This window comes from Albidovulum marisflavi, assembly GCF_025751435.1.
GTDB lineage: Bacteria > Pseudomonadota > Alphaproteobacteria > Rhodobacterales > Rhodobacteraceae > Albidovulum > Albidovulum marisflavi.
Genome location: NZ_JAOWKY010000001.1, coordinates 216,981 through 230,923 on the forward strand (window position 1 = coordinate 216,981; position 13,943 = coordinate 230,923).

A 13,943-nucleotide genomic window follows, 5' to 3' on the forward strand; every position below is an offset into this window, starting at 1 on the left:
ATTGGGATGAATTCCCTCCTGGCGAATGATTTGCCTCATTCCATGCAAGTTAGGCGGCCCGACATGACCCGCGACCAGATGATCGCCCACCTTCTCGAAGCCAACGCCGTTGCCCGCAGCGCGGCCGAACACGGTCATCACCCGTTCGGTGCGGTACTGGTCGGCCCCGACGACGCGGTCCTAATGCGCCAGGGCAATATCGACACGGTTCATCACGCCGAAACGGAACTCGCGCGCCGAGCCGCAGCTGCATACGCGCCGGAGTTCCTCTGGTCTTGCACACTGGTCACGACTGGCGAGCCATGTGCCATGTGCGCTGGCACGTTGTATTGGGCCAATATCGGATGTCTGGTCTATGGTTACGAGGAAACGCAGCTCCTCGCGCTGACCGATGACCATACCGAGAACCCGACAATGAACCTGCCTGCGCGCACCGTATTCGGCTCCGGGCAGAAGACAATCGAGGTGCACGGCCCCTTCCCCGAAATTGAAGATGAGCTTCTCGCTCCGCACCGTGACTTCTGGCGGCAATAGCTTGCGGTCGGGCATCCTTCGCCCGGGAGGTCGAAGCGGCCACTCCAAAGAAAAACGCCCGCGCCTTTCGGCACGGGCGTTTCATTCCCGGCAAGCGGAATGACTTAGCGGCGGATGCCAAGGCGCTGGATCAGCGTCTGGTAGCGGCCTTCGTCGTTCTTCTTGAGGTAGTCGAGAAGCTTGCGGCGCTGGGCGACCATCATCAGAAGACCGCGACGCGAATGGTTGTCCTTCGCGTGGGTCTTGAAGTGTTCGGTCAGCGTGGCGATGCGCGACGACAGGATCGCGACCTGAACCTCGGGCGAACCGGTGTCGCCTTCCTTGGTCGCGTATTCCTTCATCAGGCGGGCTTTGTCTTCAGCGGTGATCGACATCGGGGTCTCCTTTCAGCAAGGGGTTATGGCGCAAGCCGGGATGTCGTCCAGCAGGGCCCGTGGAGGTCCGCCGTTTCCAGCGGATGCGCGCATATAGTTGAAACGGCGCGGGAATGAAAGCGGGAATCAGCCCGTACATCCCGCATCAAGCCAATCGGGTGCGACAAGCCGGATCTGGTCGCGCTCGAGCAGCGGCTGGCCAAGCAGTTCGGCCACGGGCAGCCCGTCCACAAGGATCCGGGTCACCGCACCCGGTTCGCCGGGTCCGCCCACATATTCGATCGAGATGCAGGGATCGGAATTCGCGACGGGATCATGAACCAGGTACAGCGAATCCACTTCCGGGTCGTAGTCGTCGATCCGTGCGGCATCGCCGTTGCCGGTCAGCCAGTCGCCCAGGACGAAGCCATCCGCGCCCGCGCCGCCATTCGCCCAGTCCGAGCGGCCGATGACGATCCAGTCGTCGCCTGCACCACCGTTGAGAAAATCGCGGTCATCGTGGTCATCGCCTTCGTCCCCAACGACGCGCCCCTCAAGCGTGTCGTTGCCGCGTCCGCCCTGCAGGTAGTCGTGCCCCATCCCCCCCACAAGGCTGTCATCGTCATCTGCCCCATGCAGCGCATCATCCCCGTCGCCACCCTCAAGCGTGTCGTCACCGTCGCCGCCGATCAGCGAATCCATTCCCGCGCCGCCCCGAAGCAGGTCCGCGCCGAACTCACCCGAAAGAGAGTCATCGCCCTGATCGCCTGAAAGAGTGTCGTCGCCGTATCCACCTGTCAGCCAATCGTCCCCGTCACCGCCCGACAGCAGATCCGCACCGTCACCGCCCAGAAGGTCGTCGCGCCCCTCTCCGCCACGGACGGTGTCATCACCCGCATAGCCATTGATCTGGTCGTCACCCGATAGACCGGCCAGAAGGTCGTCCGACGCCTCTCCGGACAGGATGTCATCGTCCTCGGTGCCGCCGTCATTCAGCCGCGGCTCGGGCGGCCCCGCCCCGTCTTCCCGGGAATCCGCATTGTCGAAAATGTCCAGAACCGCGCCAAGCGCGAACAGACCCATAATGCCTGCCAGCAGCATCATCCCCGTCACCATCCATCAGCGCGGGCGCCGCCCGCTTCACCCGACGCCATTGGGCAGCCGGGGGTGTTAAGGCTTGGCGAAGATCGCGACGGTCGATCGAATTGTCGGCAGTTTCAGAACCAGGGCACGATTCAGAGCCAGGACCTGGGCGCGCAGGCGTAGGGAACGTACAGGGGATGGCGCGGCGCGCCGGCCTTTGTCAGACCCAGGTGCCACAGTTCGTACCCAGCCGCGCGCAACAGATCCGCCACCTCGGCGCCACGATCCATGAAGCTGCCGTGCACGCCCCAGCCGCACAGGACCCGCCCGGCGCTTGCAGCTGCCTGCAGCACGGCCGCGTCGTTGCCCGGACCGACCGGGTCCGATGCCCGTTTCAGGTCCTCGGGCCGAGTCGCGCGCCAGGCGAAAAGGTTGGCGACCGCGAAGCCGCCATACCCCAGGATCCGCGCCCGGCGTTCGCACCGCTCGACCGTCGGATCGTTGCGCTCCTCTGTCGCGGTCGAAGGGTTCAGAAGCACGTAGACAAGCTTCCCGCCGTCCGCCCAACGCCGTGACAGCAGATACCGGTAGTTGCCGCAGTCGGAATAGTGCGCCTTCGACCGGACGTCGCCCGCTTGGTGCCGCCGAAGGATCATCGGAACGGGCAGGGAGCGGTGAACGTCATGCCCTTGCCGGTCTCGGGGTGATTGAAGCGCAGGCTTTCTGCATGGAGCATCAGGCGGGGAAAATCGCGCGCAGGGCCCTCGGCATAGAACGGATCGCCCAGGATCGCGTGGCCCAGCTCCTTCATGTGGACGCGCAACTGGTGGCTGCGGCCGGTCAGGGGAAACAGACGCACCCGCGTGGTTCCATCGGGGTCGTGGCCCAGAACCTTCCAATCCGTTTGGGCAGGCTTGCCGTTCACATGGTCCACGTGCTGCAGGGGGCGGTTCGGCCAGTCCACGATCAGCGGCAGATCGACCCGGCCTTCCTTCGGCTCGAGATGCCCCCACAGCCTGGCTCTGTAGGCCTTCTTCGTCTTGCGCCCTTCGAATTGCGCGCAGATTTCACGCTGCGCATGCCGGGTAAGCGCAAACACGATTACACCCGAGGTGTCGCGATCCAGCCTGTGCACCAGAAGCGCCTCGGGGAAAAGCTGCTGCACCCGTGTGATCAGGCAATCGGCCAGATGTTCGCCGCGCCCCGGCACGCTCAACAACCCCGCAGGCTTGTCCACGACGACGATGGCGTGATCGGCATGGATCACGCTGAGGGGATCGTCGGGCGGGGTATAGGAATTGTCGGTCATGCCCCGCGCGTTAGCACGGTTGGCAAAGCGCTGGCCAGCCCCGGTCAGACGATCGCGTGGCCGCCCGCGCGAAGGCGTTCGGCGATCTCGGCGATGTGGGCGGGCGTCGTTTCGCAGCAACCGCCGATGATCGTCGCGCCCATGCCCACCCATCGCATCGCGAAATCCGCGTAAAGCGCCGGCGTCATCTCTGGCCGGGCTTGCAGCGCGTCGACGGTCGGGCTGTCCTTCAGGAATTCCTTGGTAATCTGCTGGAACCCGTTGGCATAGGCGCCGAAGGGCAGGCCGAAGGTCCCAAGAACCTCTAGCGCGGCCGCCATCGCCTCTGGCGCGGAGCAGTTGGCAAGCACGGCAGCCGCGCCGCCGGCCTTCAGAAATGGGCCAAGCTCGGCCAGTTGCTCGCCCGACCGCAAGCGGCTGCCATCCTCGTCATCCACCGTCACCGACAGCCAGACCGGGCGGCCATGTCCTGCGGCCCCTTCAAGGATTGCCCGCGCATGGTCCAGCGACGCCACGGTTTCGGCCAGAAGAATGTCCACCGCAGGCGCAAGAAGCATGGCGATCTCGTCGTACTTCGCGACCGCTTCGGCATGCGGAGGATGCGTGTCGGGCCGGTAAGAGGCGACAAGCGGCCCAAGCGACGCCGCGATTCGGCCGGATCCGTGCGCTGCGCGGGCAGCTGCGGCCTCGGCCAGCGCCTGGGTGTGAAGCGCGGCAAAGCGGTCCTCGATCCCGGCCTTCACCAGGCGGTCGCGATGGATCGCATAGGTGTTCGTGGTGGCAACGGATGCGCCGGCGCGGAAGTAATCCTCATGCACCTGCCGCACCAGGCCGGGGTGATCGATCATCACTTGGGTCGACCACAGCGGCGTCGGCGCATCGCCCGACCGCGCCACCAGTTCCTGACCCATGCCCCCGTCCAGAAGCGTGATCTTCGTCATTCCCATTCCCCTCAATCCGTCAACAACTTGCCTGCGAGCCCCGCGAAGACGATCGCGGAGATCCTGTCGAATATCCGCGATCCCTGTAGGAACCGCGCGCCGAAGCGGCCCGCGAGCGCGCCATAGGACGCCGTCACGACCGTTCCGGTCAAGGTGAAGACCCCACCCAGCACCAGGATCTGCAGCCAGGCAGGACCGTATTCGGGATGCGTGAACTGCGGCAGGAAGGCCAGCACGAACAGCGCGACCTTTGGATTCAGCGCGTTGGTGACGAAGCCACGCCACAGCGCCCGGCTGGGGTTCCGTGCCCCGCGCGCGCCGGCACCGATCCCGCCGCCGCGCCAGGAACGGACGGCCAGCCACAACAGGTATCCGGCGCCGGCATATCTCAGCGCCGCGAGGGCCGCCGGTTCCGCCGCGATCAGCGCTGAAATGCCAAGGCAGGCAAGCGCGACATGCCAGAGCCCGCCCAGCCCCACGCCAAGCCCCGCCATGATCCCCGCCCGCGCTCCGCCTGACAGGCCTGACGCCGTGGCGAAGATCACGTCGGCGCCGGGTGTCAGGTTCAGCACCAGCGCCGCAGCAAGAAAGGTCAGGAATTCGGTCGGGGGATAGCTTGCGATCAGTTCGAACATGGGGCCTCCGCCCCCTCAGCCGTCCCTTATCCTCGGGCCGCCGTCAAGCGGCTGCAACGGGATTGACCGCGCACGGCGACGCTGAGACTCTGACCTTGCAGCATGATGAGGAACGCAATGGATCTCGAAACCGTCTCGGCCGCGGATTTTGGCCGGTCGCTGAAGGGGCTGGGACTGAACCTGCTGGTGCGGGACGTGCTGGCCGAGGCAGAGTTCCTGCGCTTCGTCTTCGAAATGAACGCCCACAGGCTGAGCAGGGATTTCGCAATCATGGTCTATGCCGACGGGGTCTTTCAGCTTCATTCTGACGGTACGTTCGGGGCGCACCCGCTCTTGGGGCTGCTGCCCGAGGCCGGGCCGCGCGGCGCGGGGGTCGAGATCCGCCTGTACGAGACCGACCCCGACACGGCCGCTGCCCGGGCGGCCGAGGTCGCGGATGCCGTGGTTCTTCAGGCCCCCGCCGACAAGCCGCATGGGTTGCGCGAATGCGTGATCCTGTGTCCGAACGGCTACGCCTGGGTGCCAAGCAGGCGGCTCTGATCCGCCCGACCCGCCCTCAAGATCCGTATCTACCAACTCGTGCTTTGCGGAAGGCCGTCCTCGATGGTGTAGTAATCCCCCTTGGAGCCGACGAAGATATGGCCGGCCAGACGCCCGCCCGTCGGACCTATGACCGACCCGGCCTCGACCGAGAAGGCCCCGTCGGCCGATCGGAACCACAGGCTTGATCCGCAGCGATTGCAGAAACCGCGCCGCCCCCCTGCCGGGGTTTCGTATTCCGCGATCGTGTCACGGCAACGCCAGGCGATGGTTGCTTCGTCCACGTCGAACGAGGCCGCGTAATGCCCCGAAAGCTTGCGGCACTGAACGCAGTGGCAGGCGGTGATGTCGCCCGCTGCGGACGGAAGGTCGAAGGACACGCCGCCGCAGAGGCATCCGCAGCCAATGTGATCGGGCAGGCCGGCCGCCGGGGGCGGCGCGCCGGCCGGCGCGTAGTAGTCGCCCGCGTCTTCGGTGTGAATATGGCGTTCAAGCCGAAGTCCCGTCGGACTGTCTAGCGCGCCGGCAGCTATTGCAATTCGGGGCTCGGCCTCGGGCTTCCAGAAAAGGCTGGCTCCGCACTGGCGGCAGAACCCACGCCGGGCCGCCGGTGAGCTTCGGTACCAGCCAAGCGTCGCGTCCGAGGTCAGCCGAAAGCCATCCAGATGAACCGAGGTCGCCGCCCAGACATGGCCGCTGGTGCGTCGGCACTGGCCGCAGTGGCAGGCGACGACGTCGCGCAGCGGACCCTCGGTTTCGAAGGTCACGCCGCCGCAGAGACAGCCGCCGACATGTATTTGGAGCATTTCCATGCGTGAATCCTGATGAGGACGTGCCCAAGGTGCGCGCGCGCCAGCGTCAGAGCCGGCCGAAAACCGACTTCAGGATGGCGGAAAGCCCCTCGGCGTCATGCCAGGTGAAGGCCGCCGGCTGATCGCTGTCTATATCGAGCACGCCGATAAGCCTGCCATCGCCCCCGCGAACCGGCAGGACGATTTCGGAGCGGGTGGAAGACGCGCAGGCGATGTGGCCGGGGAACGCATCGACATCATCGACGAGCTGCGTTTCTCCGGTCCGCGCGGCCGCGCCGCAGACGCCCCTTGCAAAAGGAATGACCAGACAGCCGTGCCCACCCTGATACGGGCCGATCTTCAGCACCTCGGGCGCGGTGACGCGGTAGAAGCCGGTCCAGTCGAATCGGTCGTCGGCATGGTGAAGCTCGCAGACAACGGTCGCCATCAGGGCGACCTCATCGGTTTCGTGCTCGGTCAGGCTTGCGATGATGGCGCTGATCTCGGTGTAGTCTATTTGCATGTCTGGCTCCGGTCCCCGGCAGCCGGGGGGCCGTCTGCCCCCCGGCACCCCCCGAGGATATTTATCAAAAGAAGATTTCAGGGACGCTCGATGGCAATGGCAGTGCCTTCACCGCCCCCGATGCAGATCGCGGCAAGGCCGCGTTTCAGGCCGCGTTTCTCAAGCGCGTTCAGAAGAGTCACGATGATCCGCGCGCCAGACGCGCCGATCGGATGGCCCAGCGCGCAGGCGCCGCCATTCACGTTCATCTTGTCGTGCGGTACGCCGAGTTCTCGCATGAAGGCCATGGGGACGACCGCGAAGGCTTCGTTCACCTCCCACAGGTCGACGTCATCGACGCGCCACCCGAGCCGATCCAGAAGCTTGCGGGCCGCGGGAACGGGCGCGGTGGGAAACAGCGCGGGCGCCTGCGCATGGGAGGCGTGGCCAAGGACGCGCGCGCGGATCCTGAGCCCGGACGCCTCGGCGGCGGCGCGCGACGCCATGACAAGCGCCGCCGCACCGTCCGAGATCGAGGATGAGTTCGCCGCCGTCACCGTGCCGTCCTTTCGAAACGCCGGTTTCAGCGTCGGGATCTTGTCGGGCCGCGCGGTCGAAGGTTGTTCGTCGGAATCCACGACGACGCTTCCGGCGCGCGTCGTGACGCCGACGGGCGCGATTTCTCCGTCAAACGCACCCGATGCCTGCGCGGCGATCGCCCGCGACAGCGAGGCCATCGCATAGGCGTCCTGATCGGTTCGGGTGAACTGGAAAGCCTCGGCGCAGTCCTCGGCGAAGGTCCCCATCAGGCGTCCCTTGTCATAGGCGTCCTCGAGCCCGTCCAGGAACATGTGATCGATGACCTGGGCGTGACCCAGCCGGGCGCCGCCGCGCATCTTCGGCAACAGGTAGGGGGCGTTGGTCATGCTTTCCATGCCACCCGCGACCATGATGCCGCTCTGGCCCAGCGCGATCTGGTCGAAGGCGATCATCGCCGCCTTCATGCCCGATCCGCACATCTTGTTGAGCGTGGTGGCCGGAACGCCTTCGCCAAGGCCCGCGTGAAACCCGGCCTGCCGCGCAGGCGCCTGTCCTTGCCCTGCGGGCAGGACGCACCCCATAAGCAGTTCCTCGATCTGCTCGGGCCGCGCGCCCGCGTCCGCGAGTGCGGCGCGAATGGCCTCTGCTCCCAGAAGCGGTGCTTCGGTGGCGGCGAACACGCCCTGGAAGCCACCCATTGCCGTGCGGGCTGCTCCGGCGATCACGACGTCCTGCATGGGCACTCCTTTCCGATGGTTCAGGCAAAGACATACCGAAAAGTAAGGAATGGCGTCTAGCCTGCCTGCGGCGGAAGAACTGCGGAGGGCGCGATGAAGCTTGAAACGGCGACGGCGGGCGAAGCCCTGGTGGTACGGGTCGAAGAAGAACGGATCGATGCCGCCTGCGCGATCCAGTTCAAGGACCAGATGCGAGAGATCGCCCTTGCCGCCCCGCCCCGCGTCATCCTTGATCTGGCGCCCGTCCGCTTCGTCGACAGCTCGGGCCTTGGGGCCATCGTGGCGGTGATGAAGTTTCTTGCCCCCGCGCGGCAGCTGGAACTGTCCGGGCTGACATCGAACGTGGCGAGGGTGTTTCATCTGACCCGAATGGACAAGGTCTTCACGATCCACGCCGCCAATGCGGGCAGCGGGATGGCCAATGGGGGCTGAGACCGGGCTGAAACCGAAAGAGCGGCTCATGCGCGCAAGATCCGCGATCCCGATCCATCGGTTCAAGGCGCGCATAGCCGCGCGGCCAATGGATGTGCGGCGGCTGCTTCACGAGGTTCTGGTCCGCTTCCAAGGCAAGATTGGAACGTCAGACGCGGGCGCGCTTGAACTGGTTCTGGCCGAGATCCTGAACAACGTGGTCGAACATGCCTACGGCGCGGAGCGATCCGGCGATATCGAAGTCGAAGTCGCGCTGCGAAACGGCGCGCTTGACTGTCGGGTCGTGGACTGGGGGCGACCCCTGCCGAACGACGCCATCCCGCGCAAACCGCCCCCGGACATCGACGTCTGTCGGGAACAGCTTCCCGAAGGCGGCTGGGGCTGGACCTTGATCCGCGCCCTTGCCCGCGACCTGGCCTACAGCCGCTCTGGTGACACCAACCATCTTAGCCTGGTGCTTCCTCTAAGCTTCGAATGAACAACCGCGCCGCAATCATGCCGCATTTCGCTCAAAACTCGGCCCGATTGCCACGCAAGATTGATCCTGTAGCTTCAAAGCTTCCCTCGGCGCCGCGTTTAACAGCCCCCACCCATAGCGCGGCGCCGAGGTCTTTCCTTTGCCAGGATTGCGCCCTAGCCTGCCCGCGATTTTGGAGGGCGAGATGCGCGATTTTCAGTTTCCCGGACGTTCCCCCGTATTCGCGACCGAAGGCATGTGCGCGACCTCGCACCCGCTGGCCGCTCAGGCAGCGGTCAGGATCCTGCAAGACGGCGGCAACGCGGTCGATGCGGCGATCGCGGGGGCGGTTCTTCTGGGCTTCGCGGAACCCCAGTCCTGCGGGATCGGCGGGGATTGTTTCGTCCTTCTGAAACCTGCGGGGGAAGAGCGCATTATCGCGCTGAACGGGTCCGGGCGGGCACCGGCCGGGCTATCGGCCGCCGCCCTGCGTGATCGCGGCCTGATCGAGATCGGCACCGAGTCGGTGGAGTCCGTTACCGTGCCCGGCGCGATGGACGCCCTTTGCCGCCTGTCCGAGGACTGGGGCCGCAAAGGCATATCCGCAAGTCTGGAACCCGCGATCCGATACGCCGAGGCGGGGATACCGGTGGCCCCGCGCGTCGCGTTCGACTGGCCCGAGGCAGAGTCGCGCCTGACCGGTGCGGCGCGTTCCTTCTACCTGGATCAGGGCCGCGCGCTGCGAACGGGTCAGATTTTCCGCGCGCCGGAGCAAGCCGAGGTTCTCAGGCGCATAGCCCGGCAGGGCCGCGCCGGCTTCTACGAGGGGGATGTGGCCGAGGACATGGTCGCATCCCTTCGCGCGGCGGGCGGCAGCCACACGCTTGACGACTTCGCCGCCACTGCCTGCACCTATTCCGAACCGGTAAGCGGTGACTACCGTGGACACGAACTGGTGGAACATCCGCCAAACGGGCAGGGCGCGACCGCGATCCTGATGCTGAACATCCTGTCGCACTTCGATCTGCCCGCCCTGGACCCGATGGGTACCCAGAGGGCGCATCTTGAGGCAGAGGCCGCGAAACTTGCCTATGATGCGCGGGACAGATTCATCGCGGACCCCGATCACACCAGGCGGCTGAACCACATGCTCGCGCCGGAAACGGCGGCGCGCCTCGCGGCCCTGATCGATCCCTCTCAGGCCATCCGGCAGGTTTCCCGAGCGACAGAGGCCATTCATCGCGATACCGTCTACATCACCGTCGTGGACCGCGACCGCATGGCGGTGTCGCTGATCTACTCCACCTTCTGGGGCTTCGGGTCCGGCATCGCATCGGACCGCTTCGGCATTCTGTTCCAGAACCGTGGCTCGGGCTTCACGCTTCGCGAGGGACATCCGAACGAGGCCGGCGGCGGCAAGCGCCCGATGCACACGATCATTCCGGCAATGCTACGCCACAACGGTCGCGTGCAGATGCCCTTTGGCGTGATGGGCGGCGCTTACCAACCCACCGGCCACGTGCGCTTCCTGACCAACCACCTGAACCACGGCATGGACCTGCAAGCGGCGCTGGATGCGCCGCGCGCCTTTGCCGAGAACGGGAAGCTCGGGCTTGAGCGTGGTTATTCCGACGCGGTCGCGGCGGAACTGGCCGCTCTGGGCCACCAGGTGGTGCGGCTTGACCGGCCGCTTGGTGGCGGTCAGGCGATCCGGATTGAGGACAGCGGCGTTCTGATCGGTGCGTCCGATCCGCGCAAGGACGGCTGCGCCCTGGGCTACTAGAGCTCAGTTCAGCTGGAAGTGCAGCGGATAACGGCCATCTTCGAAATCCCCGAAAAGGTCGGGCAGATCGGGATGGCCAACCGGCCCGCCGGACGCGTCCGGGATCAGGTTCTGTTCCGAGACATAGGCGACGTAATAGCTTTCGTCATTCTCGGCCAGAAGGTGATAGAAGGGCTGGTTCTTCGCGGGACGACTGTCCTCGGGGATCGCGTCGTACCACTCCTGGGTATTGGAAAAGATCGCGTCCACGTCGAAGACAACACCACGAAAGGTGTGCTTCCGATGTTTCAGCACCTGACCCAGGTGATATTTCGCATTGCTCTTCAGCATAGATTTTGACCCCATCCCTTATTGGTACTCCCGCGGCACCGCAAATGTCCATATTTGAAGCCGAATCATGCGGAAACAGTCTGTGAACGGTGGCCTGACAGTCCTTGCGGGCGGAGCCTTCGCCGCCTCTTCTTGCCGCCGTCCAAGGCACGGCCGCCCTCGTTTCTATCCCGGCGACTTTCGGTTTCCTGGCGTGACCACGACGGGATTGTGATTCCAACCGGCGCGCGATTTCGCTAAAATCACTAAAAACAAAAGAACGAGAGGCAGTATGAGCAGATATCTGTGCATCGCGCTGGTGATGCTCCTCGCCGCATGTGGCGGCGGCGGCAAGGCGCCACGCAACCTGAACGACGCCTGCGAGATCACGGCGGAACGCCCGGCCTACCTGCGCGCCATGAAGCGGACCGAGGCCAAATGGGGTGTGCCGGTCGCCGTGCAGATGGCGACGATCTACCAGGAGTCGAAATTCATCAGCAACGCCAAGACGCCGCGCAAATTCGCCCTGGGGATCATCCCGATGGGGCGGCAAAGCTCGGCCTATGGCTATAGCCAGGCGCTTGACGGAACCTGGGACGAGTACCGCAAGGAAACTGGTCGCTGGGGCGCCAAGCGTCAGCGCATCGACGACGCGACCGACTTCATCGGGTGGTACATGGATCAGTCGGAACAGAAGCTTGGCATCATGAAGTTCGATGCCAAGAACCAGTATCTGGCCTATCACGAAGGCCGCAACGGCTACTCTCGCGGGTCGCACATGCGGAAGGCGTGGCTCTTGCGGGTGGCCGACGATGTCAGCTCGCGGGCGCAGATGTACCACCAGCAGCTCTATGGCTGCGGCAAGCTCTAGGGCGGGCTCAGTTGAGCCCGCGCCTTTCCACCTCGTAGTGGATCGAGAAGGTCGAGGGCTGATAGGTTACGCCAGTCTTCAGGTCTTCAAGAACGACAGTGGTCTGGTTCCCGGTTTCGTCCGTCACCGTCCATTGGCGCAGGGCCGTCGGGTTTGAAGAGAAGGCCAGCGTCAGCGTACCATATTCCGGATGCTCGGGATCCTGCGCGACGACCAGCGTCAGGGGGCCCTGCTCGCCGTGGCCCACCACCATCCTGGCGCGCCCAAGGTCAATGTTGCGGCCAAGGATAAGGTTCAGTGGCGTCTTCGACAGCGGATACTGTTCGGGTGGCTGGTTCGACTTGGGATCGAAGATGGCCAGCTGACCGCCCGAAGCCAGCACAAGCGTGGCGTCAGGAGAATACTCGAACCTCATGCGGCCCGGACGCTGGATCATCACCCGCCCTTCCGAAGTCGTGCCATCGGCATTGAATTGGGTGAACGCCGCCTCGGCGGTCGTGAGCCCGTTGAGGTAACGCGACAGCTCTGAAAGAGACAGCTTTTCAGCCGCCGCGGGAAAGGCGGCCAGGGTCAGGATCGCTGCAAGGATGTGCTTCATCATGCGCCCTATCTAGGGCCTGTCGGACGGTTATGCCATAACATCGGCGCGCCATCGGCGGAATGTCGGATAGGCCCACGATGTCGGATCACGCGAAAGGCCCAGAAAACAGCCATGGTGCGGTCGGCTGGACATGCCGCGCGATCTTGTCCTATCTCGCCTTGGGGGATCCGGCAACGCTGCGCGCCGTGCAAGTCTTCCCGAGGAACACGATGCTCGCAATTCTCGCCAACCGGACCTATCGCCACCTTTTCGGAGCGCAGATCGTTGCGCTGATGGGAACCGGCCTGGCCACAGTGGCCCTTGGCCTGCTTGCGTGGCAGATCGCGGGTGAAGACGCGGGCCTGGTGCTGGGCACCGCGCTGGCGATCAAGATGGTGGCCTATGTGACGCTTGCCCCGATCGCATCGGCCTTCACCGACCGGGTGCCGCGTCGCGCGATGCTGGTCGCGCTCGACTTGATTCGCGCGACCGTCGCCGTGGCGCTGCCCTTCGTGACCGAAGTCTGGCAAGTCTATCTGCTGATATTCCTGCTTCAGGCCGCTTCGGCGGGATTCACGCCCACCTTCCAGGCGACGATCCCCGATGTCCTGCCGGACGAGCGTGACTATACCCGCGCGCTGTCGCTTTCCCGCCTCGCCTACGACCTTGAAAGCCTGCTCTCGCCGGTGCTGGCGGCGGCGCTGCTGACCGTGGTCAGCTTTCCTGTCCTGTTCGGCGGCACCGTCGCGGGCTTTCTTGGCTCTGCCGCATTGGTTCTGTCGGTGACGCTGCCCGCGCCGAAGCCCGCACCGCCACGCGGCATCTGGGATCGTACGACACGCGGAATTCGCATCTACCTCGCCACGCCGCGCCTGCGCGGGTTGCTGGCGCTAAGCCTTGCCGTCTCGGCGGCCGGCGCGATGATCATCGTCAACACCGTCTTCATCGTGAAAGGCCGCTTCGGGCTTGCAGAGGCCGACGTTGCCCTGGCGCTCGCCGCATTCGGCGGGGGGTCGATGGCGGCGGCGCTGATCCTGCCCAGGCTGCTTGAACGCGTTCCGGACCGGCCCGCGATGCTTGCCGGAGCTTCGATCCTGACGCTGGGCATGTTTGCGGGCCCGCTGGCGGGCACGTTCGGGCTGCTCCTGGCCCTATGGCTTGTCATCGGCTTTGGCTACAGCCTGACCCAGACTCCGACCGGCCGGCTTCTGCGGCGCTCCGCGCAGCCAGAGGACCGGCACGCCATCTTCGCCGCGCAGTTCGCGCTGAGCCACGCGTGCTGGCTTGTGACCTATCCGCTTGCCGGGCGCTTCGGGGCGGGTTTCGGTCTTGACCCTACCTTCATCCTGATGGGGATGCTGGCCGCTGCCGGTGTCTTCGGGGCGATCAGGCTCTGGCCCCCCCGCGCGCCGGACAGGCTATCGCATGACCACGCCGATCTGCCCGACGACCATCCCCATCTGAAGAAGCACGGCACCCAAGGTCACAGCCACCCGATCGTCATAGATGACCTTCACCCGCGCTGGCCGCGCCATTCTTGAAATCA

At 65.2% G+C, this 13,943-nt stretch carries 18 protein-coding genes; 7 read left to right on the forward strand and 11 right to left on the reverse strand.

Going from position 1 to position 13,943, the window contains the following annotated elements; all coding sequences use genetic code 11:
• The first annotated feature begins 63 nt into the window (after positions 1 to 63).
• Positions 64 to 534 (forward strand): nucleoside deaminase, encoded by a 471-nt coding sequence (locus tag OEW28_RS01100; RefSeq protein ID WP_263732889.1) that lies wholly within the window; start codon positions 64 to 66, stop codon positions 532 to 534.
• Between the two features lie 104 nt (positions 535 to 638).
• On the opposite strand, the gene rpsO is transcribed toward OEW28_RS01100, so the two are convergent.
• The 6 genes from rpsO to OEW28_RS01130 form a co-directional block, all read right to left on the reverse strand.
• The gene (gene rpsO, locus OEW28_RS01105) at positions 639 to 908 is read right to left on the reverse strand and encodes a 30S ribosomal protein S15 (RefSeq protein ID WP_263732890.1); all 270 of its coding nucleotides are present in this window, start codon (positions 906 to 908) and stop codon (positions 639 to 641) included.
• Positions 909 to 1,034: 126 nt separating this feature from the next.
• Positions 1,035 to 1,991, reverse strand: a complete 957-nt coding sequence (locus OEW28_RS01110) for a calcium-binding protein (protein ID WP_263732891.1) — start codon at positions 1,989 to 1,991, stop codon at positions 1,035 to 1,037.
• Positions 1,992 to 2,122: 131 nt separating this feature from the next.
• Positions 2,123 to 2,626, reverse strand: coding sequence for a DUF1643 domain-containing protein (locus tag OEW28_RS01115; protein ID WP_263732892.1), 504 nt, complete (start codon positions 2,624 to 2,626; stop codon positions 2,123 to 2,125).
• A complete protein-coding gene (locus OEW28_RS01120) occupies positions 2,623 to 3,279 on the reverse strand; it encodes a pseudouridine synthase (protein WP_263732893.1) in 657 nt (218 codons plus the stop codon). The genes OEW28_RS01115 and OEW28_RS01120 overlap by 4 nt, the downstream gene beginning before the upstream one ends.
• Before the next feature lie 44 nt (positions 3,280 to 3,323).
• On the reverse strand, positions 3,324 to 4,220 hold the full coding sequence (locus OEW28_RS01125; protein WP_263732894.1) for a homocysteine S-methyltransferase family protein: 897 nt from the start codon (positions 4,218 to 4,220) through the stop codon (positions 3,324 to 3,326).
• Positions 4,221 to 4,231: 11 nt separating this feature from the next.
• Positions 4,232 to 4,855, reverse strand: coding sequence for a LysE family translocator (locus OEW28_RS01130; RefSeq protein ID WP_263732895.1), 624 nt, complete (start codon positions 4,853 to 4,855; stop codon positions 4,232 to 4,234).
• A 117-nt stretch (positions 4,856 to 4,972) separates the two neighbouring features.
• Here OEW28_RS01130 and OEW28_RS01135 point away from each other — a divergent pair, with 117 nt between their 5' ends.
• Positions 4,973 to 5,395, forward strand: a complete 423-nt coding sequence (locus tag OEW28_RS01135) for a glyoxalase (protein ID WP_263732896.1) — start codon at positions 4,973 to 4,975, stop codon at positions 5,393 to 5,395.
• A 29-nt stretch (positions 5,396 to 5,424) separates the two neighbouring features.
• Here the strand turns inward: OEW28_RS01135 and OEW28_RS18850 are convergent, their stop codons facing one another.
• The 3 genes from OEW28_RS18850 to OEW28_RS01155 all read right to left on the reverse strand — a co-directional run bounded on the left by OEW28_RS18850 (position 5,425) and on the right by OEW28_RS01155 (position 7,965).
• Positions 5,425 to 6,207 carry a GFA family protein gene (locus tag OEW28_RS18850; protein WP_318527479.1) on the reverse strand — a complete coding sequence of 261 codons (783 nt, stop codon included), beginning with the start codon at positions 6,205 to 6,207 and terminating at the stop codon, positions 5,425 to 5,427.
• A 46-nt stretch (positions 6,208 to 6,253) separates the two neighbouring features.
• A complete protein-coding gene (locus tag OEW28_RS01150) occupies positions 6,254 to 6,709 on the reverse strand; it encodes a GAF domain-containing protein (RefSeq protein ID WP_263732897.1) in 456 nt (151 codons plus the stop codon).
• A 77-nt stretch (positions 6,710 to 6,786) separates the two neighbouring features.
• Positions 6,787 to 7,965: a thiolase family protein gene (locus OEW28_RS01155; RefSeq protein WP_263732898.1), complete on the reverse strand. Its 1,179-nt coding sequence runs from the start codon at positions 7,963 to 7,965 to the stop codon at positions 6,787 to 6,789.
• A 93-nt stretch (positions 7,966 to 8,058) separates the two neighbouring features.
• Here OEW28_RS01155 and OEW28_RS01160 point away from each other — a divergent pair, with 93 nt between their 5' ends.
• The 3 genes from OEW28_RS01160 to OEW28_RS01170 all read left to right on the forward strand — a co-directional run bounded on the left by OEW28_RS01160 (position 8,059) and on the right by OEW28_RS01170 (position 10,637).
• Positions 8,059 to 8,397: an STAS domain-containing protein gene (locus OEW28_RS01160; RefSeq protein WP_263732899.1), complete on the forward strand. Its 339-nt coding sequence runs from the start codon at positions 8,059 to 8,061 to the stop codon at positions 8,395 to 8,397.
• Between the two features lie 28 nt (positions 8,398 to 8,425).
• Positions 8,426 to 8,875, forward strand: coding sequence for an ATP-binding protein (locus OEW28_RS01165; RefSeq protein ID WP_263732900.1), 450 nt, complete (start codon positions 8,426 to 8,428; stop codon positions 8,873 to 8,875).
• A gap of 184 nt (positions 8,876 to 9,059) precedes the next feature.
• On the forward strand, positions 9,060 to 10,637 hold the full coding sequence (locus tag OEW28_RS01170) for a gamma-glutamyltransferase family protein (protein ID WP_263732901.1): 1,578 nt from the start codon (positions 9,060 to 9,062) through the stop codon (positions 10,635 to 10,637).
• A gap of 3 nt (positions 10,638 to 10,640) precedes the next feature.
• Here the strand turns inward: OEW28_RS01170 and hspQ are convergent, their stop codons facing one another.
• A complete protein-coding gene (hspQ, locus tag OEW28_RS01175) occupies positions 10,641 to 10,967 on the reverse strand; it encodes a heat shock protein HspQ (protein ID WP_263732902.1) in 327 nt (108 codons plus the stop codon).
• Positions 10,968 to 11,238: 271 nt separating this feature from the next.
• Here hspQ and OEW28_RS01180 point away from each other — a divergent pair, with 271 nt between their 5' ends.
• On the forward strand, positions 11,239 to 11,817 hold the full coding sequence (locus OEW28_RS01180; protein ID WP_263732903.1) for a transglycosylase SLT domain-containing protein: 579 nt from the start codon (positions 11,239 to 11,241) through the stop codon (positions 11,815 to 11,817).
• Positions 11,818 to 11,824: 7 nt separating this feature from the next.
• On the opposite strand, the gene OEW28_RS01185 is transcribed toward OEW28_RS01180, so the two are convergent.
• Entirely contained in the window at positions 11,825 to 12,415 is a 591-nt protein-coding gene (locus OEW28_RS01185) for a LolA family protein (protein ID WP_263734339.1), read from the reverse strand.
• 212 nt (positions 12,416 to 12,627) lie between these two features.
• Here OEW28_RS01185 and OEW28_RS01190 point away from each other — a divergent pair, with 212 nt between their 5' ends.
• Positions 12,628 to 13,938 (forward strand): MFS transporter, encoded by a 1,311-nt coding sequence (locus OEW28_RS01190; RefSeq protein WP_263734340.1) that lies wholly within the window; start codon positions 12,628 to 12,630, stop codon positions 13,936 to 13,938.
• Positions 13,939 to 13,943 lie beyond the last annotated feature (5 nt).

Excerpts from the sequence above, each read along its gene's own strand:
- OEW28_RS01165 (WP_263732900.1), top strand. The coding sequence starts at position 8,426 with ATGCGCGCAAGATCCGCGATCCCGATCCATCGGTTCAAGGCGCGCATA.
- hspQ (WP_263732902.1), bottom strand. The coding sequence starts at position 10,967 with ATGCTGAAGAGCAATGCGAAATATCACCTGGGTCAGGTGCTGAAACAT.
- OEW28_RS18850 (WP_318527479.1), bottom strand. The coding sequence starts at position 6,207 with ATGGAAATGCTCCAAATACATGTCGGCGGCTGTCTCTGCGGCGGCGTG.
- OEW28_RS01155 (WP_263732898.1), bottom strand. The coding sequence starts at position 7,965 with ATGCAGGACGTCGTGATCGCCGGAGCAGCCCGCACGGCAATGGGTGGC.
- OEW28_RS01185 (WP_263734339.1), bottom strand. The coding sequence starts at position 12,415 with ATGAAGCACATCCTTGCAGCGATCCTGACCCTGGCCGCCTTTCCCGCG.
- OEW28_RS01115 (WP_263732892.1), bottom strand. The coding sequence starts at position 2,626 with ATGATCCTTCGGCGGCACCAAGCGGGCGACGTCCGGTCGAAGGCGCAC.
- OEW28_RS01100 (WP_263732889.1), top strand. The coding sequence starts at position 64 with ATGACCCGCGACCAGATGATCGCCCACCTTCTCGAAGCCAACGCCGTT.
- OEW28_RS01130 (WP_263732895.1), bottom strand. The coding sequence starts at position 4,855 with ATGTTCGAACTGATCGCAAGCTATCCCCCGACCGAATTCCTGACCTTT.
- OEW28_RS01125 (WP_263732894.1), bottom strand. The coding sequence starts at position 4,220 with ATGACGAAGATCACGCTTCTGGACGGGGGCATGGGTCAGGAACTGGTG.
- OEW28_RS01120 (WP_263732893.1), bottom strand. The coding sequence starts at position 3,279 with ATGACCGACAATTCCTATACCCCGCCCGACGATCCCCTCAGCGTGATC.
- OEW28_RS01135 (WP_263732896.1), top strand. The coding sequence starts at position 4,973 with ATGGATCTCGAAACCGTCTCGGCCGCGGATTTTGGCCGGTCGCTGAAG.
- OEW28_RS01110 (WP_263732891.1), bottom strand. The coding sequence starts at position 1,991 with ATGATGCTGCTGGCAGGCATTATGGGTCTGTTCGCGCTTGGCGCGGTT.
- OEW28_RS01170 (WP_263732901.1), top strand. The coding sequence starts at position 9,060 with ATGCGCGATTTTCAGTTTCCCGGACGTTCCCCCGTATTCGCGACCGAA.
- OEW28_RS01190 (WP_263734340.1), top strand. The coding sequence starts at position 12,628 with ATGCTCGCAATTCTCGCCAACCGGACCTATCGCCACCTTTTCGGAGCG.
- rpsO (WP_263732890.1), bottom strand. The coding sequence starts at position 908 with ATGTCGATCACCGCTGAAGACAAAGCCCGCCTGATGAAGGAATACGCG.
- OEW28_RS01180 (WP_263732903.1), top strand. The coding sequence starts at position 11,239 with ATGAGCAGATATCTGTGCATCGCGCTGGTGATGCTCCTCGCCGCATGT.
- OEW28_RS01150 (WP_263732897.1), bottom strand. The coding sequence starts at position 6,709 with ATGCAAATAGACTACACCGAGATCAGCGCCATCATCGCAAGCCTGACC.
- OEW28_RS01160 (WP_263732899.1), top strand. The coding sequence starts at position 8,059 with ATGAAGCTTGAAACGGCGACGGCGGGCGAAGCCCTGGTGGTACGGGTC.